We start from the raw sequence: 16,391 nt of genomic DNA on the forward strand, positions 1-16,391 counted from the left end.
TCCATACGACGGCGCTGTGCTCGCCGACGCGGTCGTGCCTGCTGACGGGGCGCAACCACACGCGCAACGGCATGGCCTGCATCACCGAGTGCGCCAGCGGGTTCCCCAACGCCAACGGGGTGATCCCGCCCGAGAACGGCCAGATCCAGCAGATCCTCGGCGAGCGCGGCTGGAACACGTACATGGTGGGCAAGTGGCATCTGTGCCCGGAGGCCGAGATGAACCTCGCGTCCTCGCGGCGCAACTGGCCGAACGGGCGCGGCTTCGAGCGCTGGTACGGCTTCCTGGGCGCCGAGACCAACCAGTGGTTCCCGGAGCTGGTGTATGACAGCCACCCGGTCGATCCGCCGCGTTCGCCGGAGGAGGGCTACCACCTGACGGTCGACCTCACCGACAAGGCGCTGGAGTTCATCCAAGACGCCAAGGTGCTGGCCCCGGAGAAGCCGTTCTTCCTGTACTACGCCCCGGGCGCCTGCCACGCGCCGCACCACGCGCCGAAGGAGTGGAGCGATCGGTTCAAGGGTCGCTTCGACATGGGGTACGAGGCGCTGCGCGAGCAGACGCTCGCGCGTCAGAAGGAGCTGGGCATCGTCCCACCCGACACCGAGCTGCCGCCGCTGAACCCGATCGGCACGCCCGAGACGCGCACCGGTCCTGAGGGGCAGCCCTTCCCGGCGGTGGACTACACGCGGCCGTGGGACTCCCTCTCGGCCGAGGAGCAGCGGCTGTTCAGCCGGATGGCCGAGGTCTACGCCGGCTTCCTCGCGCACGCAGACGCGCAGATCGGACGGCTGCTGGACTACCTGGAGGAGAGTGGGCAGCGCGAGAACACGATGGTCGTCGTGGTGTCCGACAACGGCGCCAGCGGCGAGGGCGGCTCCAACGGGTCGGTCAACGAGAACAAGATCTGCAACGGCATCCCGGACGACCTCCAGGAGAACCTCGCGATGCTCGACGAGCTGGGGGGCCCGAAGACCTACAACCACTACCCCAACGGCTGGGCGATGGCGTTCAACACGCCGTTCAAGATGTGGAAGCGCTACGAGTTCAACGGCGGCACGACGGACCCGTGCATCATCTCCTGGCCGGCCGGCATCAAGGCGAAGGGTGAGCTCCGTGAGCAGTACCACCACGCCGTGGATCTGGTCCCGACGATGCTCGACGCGCTCGGCGTCGAGCCGCCGGAGACGATCGGAGGGCACGTCCAGAGCCACTTCGACGGCGTGAGCATGCGCTACAGCTTCGACAACGCGCCACTGCCCAGCGCCCGGGACACGCAGTTCTTCTCGATGCTGGGCTCGCGCGGCATCTGGCACGACGGCTGGAAGGCGGTCACCACCCACCCGACGCTCAGCGGCTGGGACGCCTTCGCGAAGGACACGTGGGAGCTCTACCACGTCGACGTCGATCGCTCCGAGCTGCACGACGTCGCCGCCCAGGAGCCCGAGCGTCTGCAGGAGCTGATCAACCTCTGGTACGCCGAGGCCGGCGCCAACGGCGCGTTCCCGCTCGACGACCGCTCGCCCCTGGAGCTCCTGACGACGCCGCGACCGATGCTGTCGCCGTCGCGCGAGCGCTATGTCTACTACCCCGGTCTCGCCGACGTCCCCGAGTCGCAGTCGGTCAACATCCGCAATCGGTCCTACGCGGTCGCCGCGCTGGTGGACATCCCGCAGGCTGGGGCCGAGGGGGTCCTGTTCGCGCACGGCGCCCGGTTCGGCGGCCACGCGCTCTACGTCAAGGACAACCGGTTGCACTACGTGTACAGCTTCGTCGGCAGCCTCGAGCAGAAGATCGTCGCGGACACGGAGCTGCCGACCGGCGAGGGCCTGATCCTGTCTGCGGCCTTCGAGAAGGAGCGCGAAGATCCGCCCGGCGTCGCGGTCGGCACGCTCTCGCTGTTCCACGGCGACGTGAAGGTCGGCGAGGGCCGCATCAAGACCCAGCCTGGCAAGTTCACGCTCGGCGGGGAAGGGCTGTGCGTCGGACGCGACAGCAGCGACCCCGTCACGAACGACTACCCCGGCACGGCGCCGTGGGCGTTCGCCGGTGGCACGATCAACCGGGTCGCCATCGACGTCAGCGGCGAGCCGTACGTCGACCTCGAACGCGAAGCCGTCGCGATGATGGCCCGCGAATAGCCACAGGCGGCTTCAGCTACGCGCCGGCGTCCTGCCGTCGAGCAGCCAGGCGACCTGCGCCACGTGCTCGATCGCGGCCGCGCGATCGACCGCCAGGTCCAGCGTGGCGCCGACGCTGACGACCCCGTGGCGCGCCAGCAGCACGCCGTTGGCGTCGTCCAGGGCCGCCGCGGCCGCGACGGCGAGCGCCTCCCCGCCGGCGTCGCCGGCGCACGGCCGGACGGTTCCGAGCTGGTAGTACGCGAAGTCCTCGGTGAACGGCTCGAGCGGACGGCCGAGGAAGCTCCACGCGGTCGCGAACGGGGTGTGGGTGTGCACGACGGCCCCGACGTCCGGCCGCGCCGCGTAGATCGCCAGGTGCAGCGGCAGCTCCAGGGACGGGGTCGGCGCCGTCGCCGGCCTGCGCGGTGAGCGGACGCCGACCTCGACCTTGACGAGGTCCGCGGGCTCCAGCCGGTGGTAGGCGGCGCGCGTCGGCGTGATGAGGATCCCCCGGTCGGAGCGCACGCTCACGTTGCCGGTGGTGCCGATGAGCAGCCGCGCGGCGACCATGCGCCCCACCGCGTCCACCACCTGGAGCCGCCGCGCCGCGTCGCCGGAGGTCGGCGGCGCCTCGGCGTCGCCGCCGAGCATCAGGCCGCCCGGGCCGGCACCGGATAGCGGCGGCGCAACTCGTACAACGTGCTCCGCTCGGCCGCCGGACGGCCGGCGCGATGGGCGGCGTCGATCAGCTCGGGCGGATCGAGCCGCACCCCGTGCTGGCTTCCCGCCAGCCGGCTGATCGACTCCTCCATGAGCGTGCCGCCGAGGTCGTTGACGCCCCAGCGCAGCGCCTCGGTGGCGACGTCGAGGCCCATCTTCACCCAGCTGGCCTGGAGGTTGCGCACCGTGCGCCCGAGGGCCAAGCGGAACACCGCAGTGTGCTTGAGGTTCTCCTCCGGTGAGATCTCTGCGACGCCGTGGGTGCGGCCCAGCAAGGTCTGGAACGGGATGAACGACAGCGGGACGAACTCCGTGATGCCTCCCGTGCGCTCCTGCAGGCTGCGGATCACGCGCAGGTGCTCGGCGAGCTCCCACGGCTCCTCGATGTGGCCGAACATCACGGTCGCCGTGGACCGCAGGCCGGATCGGTGTGACGCCTCGATGACCTCGACCCACCGCGCGACGGGCAGCTTGTTGGGGCTGATGCGCTCACGGACGCCGTCGTGGAGCACCTCGGCGGCCGTGCCCGGCGTGGACCCCAACCCGGCGGCCCGCAGGCGCGCGAACACCTCGTCCAGCGGCAGGCCCGAGATGTCGGCGATGTGGCTGATCTCCATCGGCGAGTAGGCGTGGAGGTGCAGGTCCACCGCGTGCGCGGCGGCCTCCTGCTTGGCGACGTGGAGGTAGCGGAGGTAGTCGTCGATGCTCCAGTCCGGGTGGATGCCCGACTGGATGCAGAGCTCGGTCGCGCCGTAGTCGATGGCGTCGTGGACGCGCAGCCGGAACTCGTCGTCGTCGTGCTCGTAGGCGTCGGGCGAGCGCTTGCCCTGGCCGAAGCCGCAGAACGCGCAGCCGACCACGCAGACGTTCGAGACGTTGATGTTGCGGTTGACGACGAAGGTCACCGTGTCCCCGGCCAGCTCGGCGCGCAGCTCGTCGGCGGCCTGCCGCAGATCCTCGACGGCCTCCGGGCGGGTCTCCGCGAAGAGCGCCGTCAGCTCCTCCTCGTCGAGCCACTCGCCCGCGCGGCCCTTGGCGATCGCACCGCCGACCAGGTCGTGGCGGATGACGCGCTCCGAGCGGCGCCCCGAGCCGCGTCGCGGGATGAAGGACCAGTACTTCGTCTTGACGACGTCGAGCACCGACTGGTCGATCCACGTGTCGTCGAGGTACTGCGGATAGGCGCAGAGGCGCTCGGTCAGCGCGTAGCCGAGGGGCTGCAGGACCTTGCGCACACGATGCGGCGACGGGAACGGGTGCTCGGGCGAGATGTGGTCGCCGTTGGCGCTGAGGCCGCCCAGGTCCGTGGCGCCGGCCTCGATGAGCTCCGGCCACCAGTCGGCGAGGTTCGGCGGCACCTGGATCCCGACGTCGGGCAGCAGCGACCGCGCCGCGCGGACGAGGTCGACCATCTCCTCGATCGTCACCGGCGTCGCCCAGGCGGGCGCGGGAAGCGCCGGGTGCTCGCCCACGCCGGTGCGCCAGAACCGCTCGGCGGCGTCGGTCGCGATCGCTGCCGGCTCCTCGCCGTAGAACCGGCGGTGCGGGACGAAGTTCTGGAGGATCACCTCCTGGAGATGGCCGTGCTCGGCGTGGGCCTCGGCGAGCGCGACCAGCGTGGCGATGCGATCCTCGGCCGTCTCGCCGATGCCCACCAGCAGCCCGGACGTGAACGGGATCCGGAGCTCGCCGGCGGCGCGGATCGTGGCGAGCCGGAGGGCCGGGTCCTTGGTGGGCGATCCCTGATGGGCGACGAGGTCCGGACGGATCGACTCGAGCATGAGCCCCTGGGAGGCGGTGACCTCCCGCAGCCGGCCGAGGTCCTCGCGGCTCAGCGCGCCGAGGTTCGTGTGCGGCAGCAGCCCACGGTCGAGGGCACGCCGGCACGCCCAGATCACGTAGTCGACGAAGTCGCCGTGGCCGAGCTCGGCCAGCAGCTTGCGGACGCCGGGATGGTGGCCGGGCTCGTCCCCGGTCAGGATCAGCAGCTCCTTGACGCCGCGCCGGGCGGCGCGATCGATGAGGCGCTCGACGTACTCAGGCTCGTGGAGGTGGGGCTGGTGCGTCTGGAACGCGCAGTACTTGCAGTGCGACACGCAGGTCCGAGACAACGACAGGGTCACGTTCCGGGAGAAGGTCACGCGCTGGGACATTTGGATATCGTATCCAAATGTAGGCCCCGGATCGAGCCGACGCCGCGTCTCGTGGTGCGCATCGCGGCGCGCGCTCGGCCGGGCGCCTTCTATGACGGGATCCGCGTCGCCTGCCTCGACGCCGCCGGGGGCGGCGCACACCACATGAGATGGCGCCGCGCCCACGCGTAAGGCGGCAGGTCCAGCACGAGAGGGTCACGCGCGGCGCGTGCGAGGTGGTCGTCGAGGTCGGCGAGCTTGACGGCGCGGGCAAGTTCACCGGCCGGTCCCGACGCGTGCACGATGCGCAGCATATGGAGCTCGAAGGGCTCGCCGGCCGCGCGCGTGAGCAGCGCCAACGCCTCCTCCTCGAGGTCCGTCAGGCCCTCGTCACGCAGGGTCGCCGGGGCCGTGTCGCTGTGCTCGAGCACGTCGTGCAGCCAGGCGGTGGTGCACGCGGACGGCGGCACGGCAGCGGCCACCCGGGCCACGTGCTCGACGAGCATCTCGCCGAACCGGTCGCGCCGGTCGTAGTGGCTGTAGTAGGCGATGCCCCGGGCGGTCTCGACATCCACGGTTGCAGTCTTGCGCGCTCGTGCCCTGCCGCTCGTCGTCCGATCCGGGTGATGGCGCCCGCCTCATCCCATTGAGGTGATGCACCGGTTCGGTGGGCGGTCGACACTCGATCCGACGATGCCATCTGCATCAACTTCGCTCGCCGTCGTCGCCGGGCTCGTCGTGGGCGCGATCGCGTCCGCTCCGGCCGCGGCGTCCGCCGACGCCGTCCCCGGGCAGCTCGTCGTGGGGTTCCACGGCAGCGTGTCGTCGCCGGCCCGGCAGCGCGTCATCGAGCAGGCCGGCGGCCGGTTGGTGCGGCGTCTGTCGCACATCGACGGGACCGTCGTGCGCGTGCGCGCCAAGGGACTCGCGCTGAGCGCCCTTCAGCGACGCCTGCGCGGCCAGCGCGGCGTGCGGTACGCCGAGCCCGACTACTACCTCAAGAAGTCGACGGAGCCCGACGACCCGCTGTATGCCGAGCAGTACGCCTTGGCAGCGACCGGGGCAGGTGCCGTCAACGCGCCGGTCGCCTGGACCGCTCGCACGACCTGCGCCAAGGTCGCGGTGCTCGACACGGGCGCCCAGTACAGCCATCCCGATCTCACGGGCAACATCTGGCACAACTCCCATGAGGTCGCGGGCAACGACGTCGACGACGACCACAACGGCTACGTCGACGACTACTACGGCGTCGACCTCGTCAAGGGTCGCGACTCCGGCGTCGACGACGAAGGCCACGGGACCCACGTCTCCGGGATCATCGCCGGCCATGGCGACAACGGCACGGGCATCTCGGGGCTCTGCTGGACCGGCTCCGTCATGCCCGTGAAGTTCATGAACTCCCGAGGCAAGGGCTCCTCGTCGGATGCCGTGACCGGGATCGACTACGCGGTGCGGATGGGCGCCAAGATCGTCAACGGCTCCTTCGGGTCGTCGTCGAAGTCCACCGCACTCGCGGACGCGGTCGACTACGCCCAGAGCAAGGGCGTCCTGCTCGTGTTCGCCGCCGGCAACGACGGCACCAGCAACGACTCGGCGCCGGAGTACCCGGCCGCGCTGACCGACAGCAACATCATCGCCGTCGCCGCCGTCACCACGACCGGGGCGTTGGCGTCGTTCTCCAACTACGGCACCAAGAGCGTCGACCTCGGAGCCCCCGGCGACAGCATCATCTCGACCTATCTCGGCTCCGGCTACAAGGTGCTGAGCGGCACCTCGATGGCCTCCCCCATCGTCGCCGCGGCCGCCGCGATGCTCCGCTCCCGCGACCCGCACCTCTCCTATAGCCAGCTTCGCTCGGCGATCCTCTCCTCCACCCAGCCCGATGCGGCCCTCGCCGGGAAGGTCGCCCACCCGGGCGTCCTCGACGTCGGTGCCGCGCTGGCCAGCGCGCCCTGAGCGGCGGCCCGGCGCCGGGTCAGGCCGACAGCTCGCGCGCCAGCGCCTCGGCATCGACGAAGTCGGAGGACAGCGCGACGCCGCCGGTCCGCTCCGTGGCCTGCGCGACGTCCGCGAGCCAGCGGTGCTCGACGAAGACCGCGGCCAGGGCGCCGCCGGGCTCAAGCCGATCGCCGAGCTCGCGCACGGCGTCGCCGGCGACGCCGGACAGCGCACGCTCGGTGGACTGCCGGCGCTCGCCCTCGTCGAGACGGAACTCCAGGGCCGGGCCGGCGATCCCGCCCGCCGTGCCGCCCCGGCGCGCGAACGCCGACAGCTCGCCGTCGGCAGCGTCGCGCCGCACGAAGATCACCTCGAGGACCTGCAGCGCACCGCCGCTCTCCAGCCGCTCGATCGCGCCGAGCATCTGCCCCTCGAAGACCGCGTCGGAGCCGAAGGCGAACGTGAGCAGCTGCACCGGAGCCATGGTCATGCGCTCACGTTGGCGGCCGCGGCCGCGGCGGACATCACCCCGAACGGGTGAGAGCGCGCCGAAGCCGGCGAGCCGCTCCGGCGCAGGACCCCCGGCCGTCGCACAGCGCAGACCTGGCCCCTGGGTCAGCGTGCGGGAGCCCGAGTCGGTGACACCTTGCGACGCGTGTCGTGTCCCCCACGTGCCGAGGTGTCCATGCCCTGTGCGAGCCTGCCCCGCGATGGCGTGAAGGCGAGCTGACGGTGTCCGACATCAGCCGGCGACGGCTCCTGGCCGGCGGGGCCGTGCTCGCCGCGTCAGCGTGCACCGCGCGCCTGGCGAAGGCCGCAAATGACTCGCCGCAGCCGCAGCGCGGCGACGAAGGCTCGACGATCCTCGGCCCGCGCAACGAGCCGCTCGAGCGGCAGAACCCCGACCTGCTCACGCCGCCGAGCACCGACGCGGGCGATCTGCCCAATCTCAAGTTCTCGTTCGACGACGCGCACACGAAGATGACCACCGGCGGCTGGACGCGCCAGGTCACCGTGCGCGAGCTGCCGGTCGCCACGACCATGGCCGGCGTCGACATGCGCCTGAAGCCCGGCGCGATCCGCGAGCTGCACTGGCACGACTCGGCCGAGTGGGCGCTGATGCTGGCCGGCAGCGCCCGGATCACGGCCGTCGACGCCGATGGGCGCAACTTCATCGCCGACGTCGGCGAGGGCGACCTGTGGTTCTTCCCGGAAGGGATCCCGCACTCGATCCAGGGCCTCAAGGACGGCTGTGAGTTCTTGTTGGTCTTCAACGACGGCGACTTCGACGAGTTCGACACCTTCCTGCTCACCGACTGGTTCGCGCACACCCCGCGCGACGTGGTGGGTGAGAACTTCGGCGTGCCGGCGAAATCGTTCGCGAGCATCCCGTCCGACATCGAGCAGAGCCGCTACATCTTCCCCGCCAAGGTCCCAGGCCCGCTCGCCGCGGACACGGTCAAGTCCCCCGCCGGCACCGTCCCGCAGAGCTTCGCGTACCAGTTGACCGCCCAGAAGCCGATCGAGTGCCCCGGCGGACGCGTCCGGATCGTCGACTCGACCAACTTCCATGCCTCGACCGCGATCGCGGCGGCGCTCGTGGAGGTCGATCCCGGTGGCATGCGCGAGCTGCACTGGCACCCCAACGCCGACGAGTGGCAGTACTACATCAGCGGCAAGGCGCGCATGACGGTCTTCGCCGCCAGCGGCACCGCCGGCACCTTCGACTACCAAGCCGGTGACGTCGGCTACGTCCAGCGCCCGATGGGCCACTACATCGAGAACACGGGCAGCGACACGCTGCGCTTCCTGGAGATGTTCGCCAGCGACCGCTACGCCGACGTCTCGCTCGACCAGTGGCTGGCGCTCACCCCGTCCGACCTCGTGCTGGACCACCTCCCGCTCGACAAGCAGACCATGGCCGCGCTCTCGAAGACCAAGCGCATCGTCGTCGCCCGCCAGCAGTGACGCCTGGCCGCCGGGTCAGCCCGCGTCGCTGCGCGACACGGTGCGCCACGACTGCCAGGTGATGCGGAGGATCACCATGGTGATGGTGAGGCCGATCAGAGGGTCGGCGACGTCGAGCCCGATCGCCACGACGGCCGCGCTGGCGACGACGGCGAGGCTGACGAGCGCGTCGGTGCGCGCATGGTTGCCGTCGGCGATCAACGCGGCGCTGTCGAGTCGCCGTCCCGCTCGCAACCGCACGCGAGCGGCGATCTCGTTGCCGGCGAACCCGACCACCCCGGCGAGGGCCAGGGCCACCAGGTGGTCGATGGGCCGGGGATGGATCAGGCGATCGACCGACTCGGCGGCGGCGACCGCGGCACTGATGAAGATCGCTGCGACGACGAAGTAGCCGGCGCGCTTCTCGGCCACGCGGGAGCGCAGGAGGAAGGCGATGCCCAGCGGCAGCGCGGTGAGGGCGTCGCCGGCGTTGTGGATCAGGTCGGCCAGGAGCGCCACGCTGCCGGTCGCGAGGAAGACGCCGAGCTGGATGAGCGCGGTCGTCAGCAGGACGGCGAGGCTGATCGCCACCGCCCGGAGGCCCGCGCGTGACCGCTTGACGGAGTCGTCGACCAGGCCGTGGGAGTGACCGTGGCCTCCGTCGTGGTCGTGCGCGTGCGCGCTCACGAGGCCGCGGCCGGCATCGTGCGCCCGGGGAGCCCGAGGCGCACGTGCTCGACGTGCCCGACGACCTGCTCGAGCAGCTCGGCGACGTGGTCGTCGTAGAGCTCGTAGATGACCTGGCGTCCGTCGCGCCGGCCCGTCACGAGGCCGAGGTGACGGAGGAGCCGCAGCTGGTGGGAGACCGCCGAGCCCTCCATGTCCACCGCCTCGGCCAGCTCGCCGACCGACGCGGGCCCTGCGTGGAGACGGGCGAGCAGCCGCAGCCGGCTCGGCGCCGACAGCGCCTGCATCGCATCGGCTGCCGCCGCGGCGTAGTCGGGGTCGTCCAGGAGCCGGTCGAGCTCGGGCGGGCCGTCGTGTGCCATACCACGACACATTAGCTGAACGACTGTTCATGTCTCCACTCGTCCTGAGGAGCATGCCCGCTCAGTGGTAGGCGTGGACCACGGCGTGGCCCTTGCCGCGGGCGATCAGCCAGCGGTTGACGGGGAACGCGGCCCAGAAGGCGACGAACAGCGCGCCGGCCAGAGAGCCCCAGAACAGCAGGTCCCCCAACCCGGCGTCCATCGCGCCGGGGACGGCCAGCACGATCAGCGAGTCGACGATCTCCATGGTGGCGATGCTCAGCGTGTCGGACGCGAAGGCGAGCGGCAGCGCCTGGCGCAGCGACAGGTCGGCCCGAACCAGCGGCAGCAGGGTCAGCGAGTACCCGAAGAAGAACGCCAGCGCGATCGACAGGGCGATCGTCGCGCCATTGGACCAGCCGAACGCGGTGCCCAGCGCCAGGCCCAGGATCTCGCCGATGGCGCAGCCGGTCAGGCAGTGCACCGTGGCCGAGAAGGCGGTGTGGTTGAGGTTCCGGTCGCCGTGCCCGGCGTGCTCGTCGTGCTCCGCGGTCGTCATGTCCGTCCTTTCGGTGGTCCGCCGGGCGAAGATACCATAGGGGGGTATAAGGAATCGCGATGTGCGCGTAATACCCCCGGGGTGTATCTTTCTTACCCCCACCTGGTATACGAAGGAGCAGCACATGACCCCCACCACCCACCAGTACGTCGTCGAAGGCATGACCTGCGAGCACTGCAGGGCCAGCGTGTCCGAGGAGGTCGCCGCGATCGACGGCGCGCAGGACGTCCAGGTCGATCTCCACAGCGGCGGTCTCACCATCCTCGGCGACGTCAGCGACCACGCGGTTCGCGCAGCGGTCGCCGAAGCGGGCTACCACGTGGTGTCGTGATGAACGCCTCGTCACGCGTCGCAGCGTTCGCCGCGCTGCTGGCCGCCCTCTTCGGCATCGCCATGGTGGCCGGGAAGGCCATCGACCCCAAGGGCGGTGACGCCCGCGCCGCCGAGAACGCGGGCACCGCCCCGGCCATGGACGGCATGGCGGACGCCGGCGGGCACGCCGAGACGGACGTGAAGGCCGGCGGCGCGAGCGCGCCGCCGCCCGGACTGGCCGTCGCCGATCCGAAGCTGCGACTGGTGGCCGACCGCACCACGCTGCCCGCCGGCCGGACCGAGGCCTACACCTTCCGGATCGTCGACGCCCACGGCGCGACCGTCCGCGACTTCGCGCTGGAGCACGGCAAGCGCCTGCACCTGATCGCCGTGCGCCGCGACCTGACCGGCTACCAGCACCTGCACCCGACCCAGCAGGCCGACGGTAGCTGGACCGTGCCACTGCGCTTCACCGCTCCCGGCGCCTACCGCGTCTTCGCCGACTTCACGCCCGAGGACGGCGAGAAGACAACCCTGGGCACCGACGTGCTCGTCGACGGCGACGCCGCCTACGGCGCCCTGCCCGCGCCCGCCGCCCACGCGACCGTCGACGGCTACGACGTCGCCATCAGCGGCGCCCCCGCCGCCGGCAAGATGACCAAGCTCACCTTCACCGTCACGCGCGACGGTCGAGCCGTCAACGACCTGCAGCCCTACCTGGAGGCCCGCGGCCACCTCGTCGCGCTGCGCGCGGGCGACCTCGCCTACCTGCACGTCCACCCCGAGGACGAGGCGACCCCCGGCGACCGCATCTCGTTCATGACCGAGCTGCCGACCGCCGGCCGCTACCGGCTCTTCCTGCAGTTCAAGCACGAGGACCGCATCCACACCGTCGCGTTCACCCAGGAGGTGCAGTAGCGATGGCCGCGCTCACCGATCGCGTCGAGCTGCCGATCACCGGGATGACCTGCGCGTCGTGCGCCAACCGCATCGAGCGCAAGTTGAACAAGTTGGACGGCGTCACGGCGTCCGTCAACTACGCCACCGAGAAGGCGACGGTCGACTTCGACGCCGGCGCGGTCGACGCCGAGCAGCTGATCGCGACCGTCCAGGCCGCGGGCTACGACGCCACGCTGCCGTCGAGCGCACCCGGCCCGGCCGGCGACGCGGTTGAGGACCTCGACGAGACCGCGCCGCTGCGCCGGCGGCTGATCGTCTCGGCGGTCCTGTCGCTGCCGGTGCTGCTGCTGTCGATGATCCCGGCGTTGCAGTTCGACAACTGGCAGTGGCTGGCGCTGCAGCTCGCCACGCCCGTCGTCGTCTGGGGCGCCTGGCCGTTTCACCGAGCCGCGTGGGTCAACCTGCGCCACGGCGCCGCGACCATGGACACGCTCATCAGCCTCGGCGTCGTGGCCGCCTTCACCTGGTCGATGTACGCCCTGTTCCTCGGCGATGCCGGGATGACGGGCATGACCATGCGCTTGAGCTTCACCGCGTCCGGTGGCGACGAGCTCTACCTCGAGACCGCCGCGGTCGTCACGACGTTCCTGCTGGCGGGCCGCTACTTCGAGGCCCGCTCCAAGCGCCGCGCCGGTGCCGCGCTGAAGGCGCTGCTGGAGCTCGGGGCCAAGGACGTCGCCGTCCTCGATGCCGGCGGCGGCGAGCGCCGGATCCCCGTCCAGCAGCTCGCCGCGGGCGACCGCTTCGTCGTCCGCCCCGGGGAGAAGGTGGCCACCGACGGCGTGGTGGAGGCGGGCACGAGCGCCGTGGACCAGTCGCTGCTGACGGGCGAGTCGGTGCCCGTCGAGAAGGGCCCGGGCGACGAGGTCGCCGGGGCGAGCGTCAACGCCGGCGGGCGCATCGTCGTCCGCGCGACGAAGGTCGGGGCCGACACCGCGCTGGCCCAGATCGCCCGGCTCGTCACCGACGCGCAAACGGGCAAGGCGCCCGTCCAGCGACTGGCCGACCGCATCTCGGGCGTCTTCGTCCCGGTCGTCATCGGCCTGTCGGTCGCGACGCTCGGGCTCTGGATCGGCGCGGGCGAGAGCACGAGCTTCGCGTTCACCGCCGCGGTCGCCGTCCTCATCATCGCCTGCCCGTGCGCACTCGGGCTCGCCACCCCGACGGCGCTGCTGGTCGGCACCGGCCGCGGCGCCCAGCTCGGCCTGCTGATCAAGGGCCCGGAGGTCCTGGAGTCCACCCGCAAGGTCGACACCATCGTCTTGGACAAGACCGGCACCGTCACCACCGGCCGGATGAGCCTGGTCGACGTCACGCTCGCCGACGGCACGAGCCGCGCCGACGTGCTGCGCATCGCCGGTGCGCTGGAGGACGCCTCCGAGCACCCCATCGCCCAGGCCGTCGCCCGGGCGGCGTGCGACGAGCTCGACACGCTGCCCGCGGTCGAGTCCTTCACCAACCGCGAGGGCTTGGGTGTCGAGGGCGTGGTCGACGGCCACGGCGTCCAGGTCGGCCGCCCGTCGCTCATGCGCGAGTGGAGCCTGACCGCCCCGACCGAGCTCGCCGCCGCCCAGCGCGCAGCGGAGACGCTGGGTCGCACCGCCGTGCTCGCCGCCTGGGACGGCGAGGTCCGCGCCGTGCTGGCCGTCGCCGACACCGTCAAGCCCACCAGCGCGGAGGCGATCGCGCGCCTGAAGGGCCTGGGACTGCGCCCGATCCTGCTCACCGGCGACAACGAGACCACGGCGCGCGCGGTCGCCGCCGAGGTCGGCATCGCCGACGTCATCGCCGAGGTGCTGCCGTCCGACAAGGCCGCCGTCGTGGCGCGCCTGCAGAGCGAAGGCCATGTGGTGGCGATGGTTGGCGACGGCGTCAACGACGCCCCGGCGCTCGCCCAGGCCGACCTCGGCCTGGCGATCGGCACGGGCACCGACGTCGCCATCGAGGCCTCCGATCTCACGCTCGTCTCCGGCGACCTGCGCTCGGCGGCCGACGCCATCCGCCTCAGCCGCGCGACGCTGCGCACGATCAAGCAGAACCTCGCCTGGGCCTTCGGCTACAACGTCGCCGCCCTGCCGCTGGCCGCCGCCGGCCTGCTCAACCCGCTGATCGCCGGCGCCGCGATGGCGCTCTCCAGCGTCTCGGTCGTCGCCAACGCCCTGCGGCTGCGCCGGTTCCGGTCGTAGGAAGCAACCTTGATCGCGGCTCCGCCATAATCAAGGTTGTATGTTAGACTTGAACATGTGCCGGAGCTCGTCAAGCTTGCATGGCTGCCGAATCTGTCGTCCGGGCTACCTCGTCGAGCCCGCCAAGGCTGCATCTACGAAGCCTACGTCCCCGACCGTCTCGTCGGACGATCCTTCTCGCTCAGCGGCGAGACGGCCGCCGACGTTGCCGACGCCGAGCGTGCGATCGAGCGTCTCAACCGGCAAGCGACCGGCCTGGCGGACTCGGAAGGCGTCGCACGGCTGCTGCTCCGGGCCGAAGCCGTCGCGTCGTCGAAGATCGAAGGCCTCGAGGTCGGCGGACGGCGACTGCTCAAGGCGCAGCTCGCACGAGGGCTGGGCGATGACCCGTCCGACATCACCGCGACCGAGGTTCTCAACAACATCGAGGCCATGCGATGGGCTGTCGAGTCGCTGACCACCGCGGCCGCGATCACGGTGGAAGACCTCTGCGGCATCCACCAACGGCTACTGGCCGGAACGCGCATCGAGCAATACGGCGGCCAACTGCGGGACGAGCAGAATTGGATTGGCGGCAGCTCCTACGACCCGTGCTCAGCCGCTTTTGTGCCCCCACCGCACGAGCGCGTGTCCGAGCTACTGGAGGACCTCTGCGCGTTCTGCAACGACGAAGCGCTGCCGCCCGTGGCTCAGGCCGCCCTGGCCCACGCGCAGTTCGAGACGATCCACCCGTTCATCGACGGCAACGGGCGCACCGGCCGTGCGCTGATCCACGTGATCCTGCGCCGACGCGGGCTCGCGCCCTTCGTCGTCCCACCAGTCTCGTTGACGCTCGCAACGTGGTCACAGGACTACATCAACGGCCTGACCGCGACCCGCTACCGCGGCGCGCCGACCGGGGAGGAAGCGCGCGACGGGATCGACGGTTGGATCGCGCTGTTCGCTGCGGCGACGACACGGGCCGTCGACGACGCCGAGGCCTACGAACGCCGTGTCGCCGAGGTACAGAAGGACTGGCGCGAGGCGCTCGGGCGCGTGCGCGCGAACTCGGCCACCGATCGCCTCCTCAACGAGCTGCCCGGCGCGCCGGTCATCACGGTGCGAAGTGCGGCTGCGCTCATCGGCCGCAGCGTCCAAGCCGTCAACGAAGCGATGCCCGGCCTGGTCAAGGCCGGCGTGCTCAAGCAGACCACCGTCGGCAAGCGCAACCGGGCCTTCGAGGCCATGGACCTCATCAATGCGTTCACCGAGCTCGAGCGCCAGCTCGCAAGCCCCAATGGGAGCACGCGGCATTCGCCGCCCGAGCGGCGGGTCCCGCACCGGCCCGCGTGAAACCACGGCGTCGCCCGCGGCCCCTCACTGCGAGCGCCCGGCGCTCGAGGGCTCGCCGGCTTGGAGGCGGCCGGTGCCGGAGCCCAGGGCGGAGCCGTCGTCGGCGAAGAGGTAGGTCGTGCCGACGATCTGCAGGCCGACGTCGTCGCCGGCGCGGCCGGTGAACGGCGCCGGCATCTTGGAGACCAGGGCGAGGTTCGCGCCGCGGTGCTCGAGCGCGACGTGCACGAACACCTCGGATCCGAGGTCCTCCACGGTCCGGATGCGCGCGCGCAGCGGACCGTCTCCGACGCGCAGCGCCTCGGGGCGCAGTCCGAGCGTCAGCGTTCCCTCCCCACCGTCGAGCCTGACGTCGGCCGGCCCGTCGAGCTCGACCTCGCAGTCGGCGACCTGCAGCGGGCGCCGGTTGTCGACGAGGATCTGGTTCATCGCCGGCGAGCCGATGAAGCCCGCGACGAAGAGGTTGACCGGCCGGTGGTAGAGCTCGCTCGGGGCCGCGCACTGCTGCAGGACGCCGTCCTTGAGGACCGCCACGCGATCACCCATCGTCATGGCCTCGACCTGGTCGTGGGTGACGTACACCGTCGTCACGCCGAGCCGGTCCTGCATCTCGACGACCTCGGTGCGCGTCTGCACGCGCAGCTTGGCGTCGAGGTTGGAGAGCGGCTCGTCCATCAGGTACACGGCGGGGCGGCGCACGATCGCGCGGCCCATGGCGACGCGCTGGCGCTGGCCGCCCGAGAGGTGCTTGGGCTTGCGGTCCAGGTACGGCGTCAGATCCAGGATCCGGGCCGTCTCGCGCACGCGCTCGGCGCGCTCCGCCTTCGGGACGCCCTGCTGCTTGAGCGCGAAGCCCATGTTGTCGGCGACGGAGAGCTGCGGGTAGAGCGCGTAGTTCTGGAAGACCATGGCGATGTCGCGATCGCGCGGGCGGACGTCGCTGACGTCGCGCTCGCCGATCCGGATCGCGCCGGCGTCGAGCGGCTCCAGGCCGGCGAGCATCCGCAGCGCCGTCGACTTGCCCGATCCCGACGGGCCGACGAGCACGAGCAGCTCGCCGTCGCCGATCTCGAGGTCGAGGCGGTCCACGGCGGGCGTGTCGGTGCCCGGGTAGATGCGCGTCGCTGCGTCGTACGTCACGGTCGTCATGGTGT

At 71.4% G+C, this 16,391-nt stretch carries 15 protein-coding genes; 7 read left to right on the plus strand and 8 right to left on the minus strand.

Going from position 1 to position 16,391, the window contains the following annotated elements; translation table 11 throughout:
• On the plus strand, positions 1–2,141 hold a 2,141-nt coding region (locus tag VK501_RS27840), incomplete at its 5' end, for an arylsulfatase (protein WP_324343317.1).
• Between the two features lie 12 nt (positions 2,142–2,153).
• On the opposite strand, the gene VK501_RS27845 is transcribed toward VK501_RS27840, so the two are convergent.
• The 3 genes from VK501_RS27845 to VK501_RS27855 form a co-directional block, all read right to left on the minus strand.
• On the minus strand, positions 2,154–2,774 hold the full coding sequence (locus VK501_RS27845; protein ID WP_324343318.1) for a class II aldolase/adducin family protein: 621 nt from the start codon (positions 2,772–2,774) through the stop codon (positions 2,154–2,156).
• Entirely contained in the window at positions 2,774–4,996 is a 2,223-nt protein-coding gene (gene cofH, locus VK501_RS27850; RefSeq protein ID WP_324343319.1) for a 5-amino-6-(D-ribitylamino)uracil--L-tyrosine 4-hydroxyphenyl transferase CofH, read from the minus strand. Before cofH ends, VK501_RS27845 begins: the two co-directional genes overlap by 1 nt.
• A gap of 89 nt (positions 4,997–5,085) precedes the next feature.
• Positions 5,086–5,550, minus strand: a complete 465-nt coding sequence (locus VK501_RS27855; protein WP_324343320.1) for a hypothetical protein — start codon at positions 5,548–5,550, stop codon at positions 5,086–5,088.
• Between the two features lie 118 nt (positions 5,551–5,668).
• On the opposite strand from VK501_RS27855, the gene VK501_RS27860 reads away from it, so the two are divergent.
• The gene (locus tag VK501_RS27860) at positions 5,669–6,931 is read left to right on the plus strand and encodes a S8 family peptidase (protein ID WP_324343321.1); all 1,263 of its coding nucleotides are present in this window, start codon (positions 5,669–5,671) and stop codon (positions 6,929–6,931) included.
• Between the two features lie 19 nt (positions 6,932–6,950).
• On the opposite strand, the gene VK501_RS27865 is transcribed toward VK501_RS27860, so the two are convergent.
• Entirely contained in the window at positions 6,951–7,397 is a 447-nt protein-coding gene (locus VK501_RS27865) for a hypothetical protein (protein ID WP_324343322.1), read from the minus strand.
• A 290-nt stretch (positions 7,398–7,687) separates the two neighbouring features.
• Here VK501_RS27865 and VK501_RS27870 point away from each other — a divergent pair, with 290 nt between their 5' ends.
• Complete coding sequence (locus tag VK501_RS27870; protein ID WP_414641208.1) at positions 7,688–8,881, plus strand: oxalate decarboxylase family bicupin; 1,194 nt, start codon at positions 7,688–7,690, stop codon at positions 8,879–8,881.
• 15 nt (positions 8,882–8,896) lie between these two features.
• On the opposite strand, the gene VK501_RS27875 is transcribed toward VK501_RS27870, so the two are convergent.
• The 3 genes from VK501_RS27875 to VK501_RS27885 all read right to left on the minus strand — a co-directional run bounded on the left by VK501_RS27875 (position 8,897) and on the right by VK501_RS27885 (position 10,447).
• The gene (locus VK501_RS27875) at positions 8,897–9,547 is read right to left on the minus strand and encodes a cation diffusion facilitator family transporter (RefSeq protein WP_324343324.1); all 651 of its coding nucleotides are present in this window, start codon (positions 9,545–9,547) and stop codon (positions 8,897–8,899) included.
• On the minus strand, positions 9,544–9,909 hold the full coding sequence (locus VK501_RS27880; protein WP_324343325.1) for a metalloregulator ArsR/SmtB family transcription factor: 366 nt from the start codon (positions 9,907–9,909) through the stop codon (positions 9,544–9,546). The genes VK501_RS27875 and VK501_RS27880 overlap by 4 nt, the downstream gene beginning before the upstream one ends.
• Positions 9,910–9,970: 61 nt before the next feature.
• Positions 9,971–10,447, minus strand: coding sequence for a DUF4396 domain-containing protein (locus tag VK501_RS27885; RefSeq protein ID WP_324343326.1), 477 nt, complete (start codon positions 10,445–10,447; stop codon positions 9,971–9,973).
• A gap of 124 nt (positions 10,448–10,571) precedes the next feature.
• Between VK501_RS27885 and VK501_RS27890 the strand changes: the two genes are divergently transcribed.
• Genes VK501_RS27890 through VK501_RS27905 form a run of 4 tightly spaced genes read left to right on the plus strand, consistent with a single transcriptional unit; the run spans position 10,572 to position 15,237 of the window.
• The gene (locus VK501_RS27890) at positions 10,572–10,778 is read left to right on the plus strand and encodes a heavy-metal-associated domain-containing protein (protein ID WP_324343327.1); all 207 of its coding nucleotides are present in this window, start codon (positions 10,572–10,574) and stop codon (positions 10,776–10,778) included.
• Positions 10,778–11,677, plus strand: coding sequence for a hypothetical protein (locus tag VK501_RS27895; RefSeq protein WP_324343328.1), 900 nt, complete (start codon positions 10,778–10,780; stop codon positions 11,675–11,677). Before VK501_RS27890 ends, VK501_RS27895 begins: the two co-directional genes overlap by 1 nt.
• Before the next feature lie 2 nt (positions 11,678–11,679).
• Positions 11,680–13,905, plus strand: a complete 2,226-nt coding sequence (locus tag VK501_RS27900) for a heavy metal translocating P-type ATPase (RefSeq protein WP_324343329.1) — start codon at positions 11,680–11,682, stop codon at positions 13,903–13,905.
• A gap of 57 nt (positions 13,906–13,962) precedes the next feature.
• Positions 13,963–15,237, plus strand: coding sequence for a Fic family protein (locus VK501_RS27905; protein WP_324343330.1), 1,275 nt, complete (start codon positions 13,963–13,965; stop codon positions 15,235–15,237).
• 24 nt (positions 15,238–15,261) lie between these two features.
• Here the strand turns inward: VK501_RS27905 and VK501_RS27910 are convergent, their stop codons facing one another.
• Complete coding sequence (locus tag VK501_RS27910; protein WP_324343331.1) at positions 15,262–16,386, minus strand: ABC transporter ATP-binding protein; 1,125 nt, start codon at positions 16,384–16,386, stop codon at positions 15,262–15,264.
• Positions 16,387–16,391 lie beyond the last annotated feature (5 nt).

It is taken from the genome of Baekduia sp. (assembly GCF_035318805.1).
Taxonomy (GTDB): domain Bacteria; phylum Actinomycetota; class Thermoleophilia; order Solirubrobacterales; family Solirubrobacteraceae; genus Baekduia.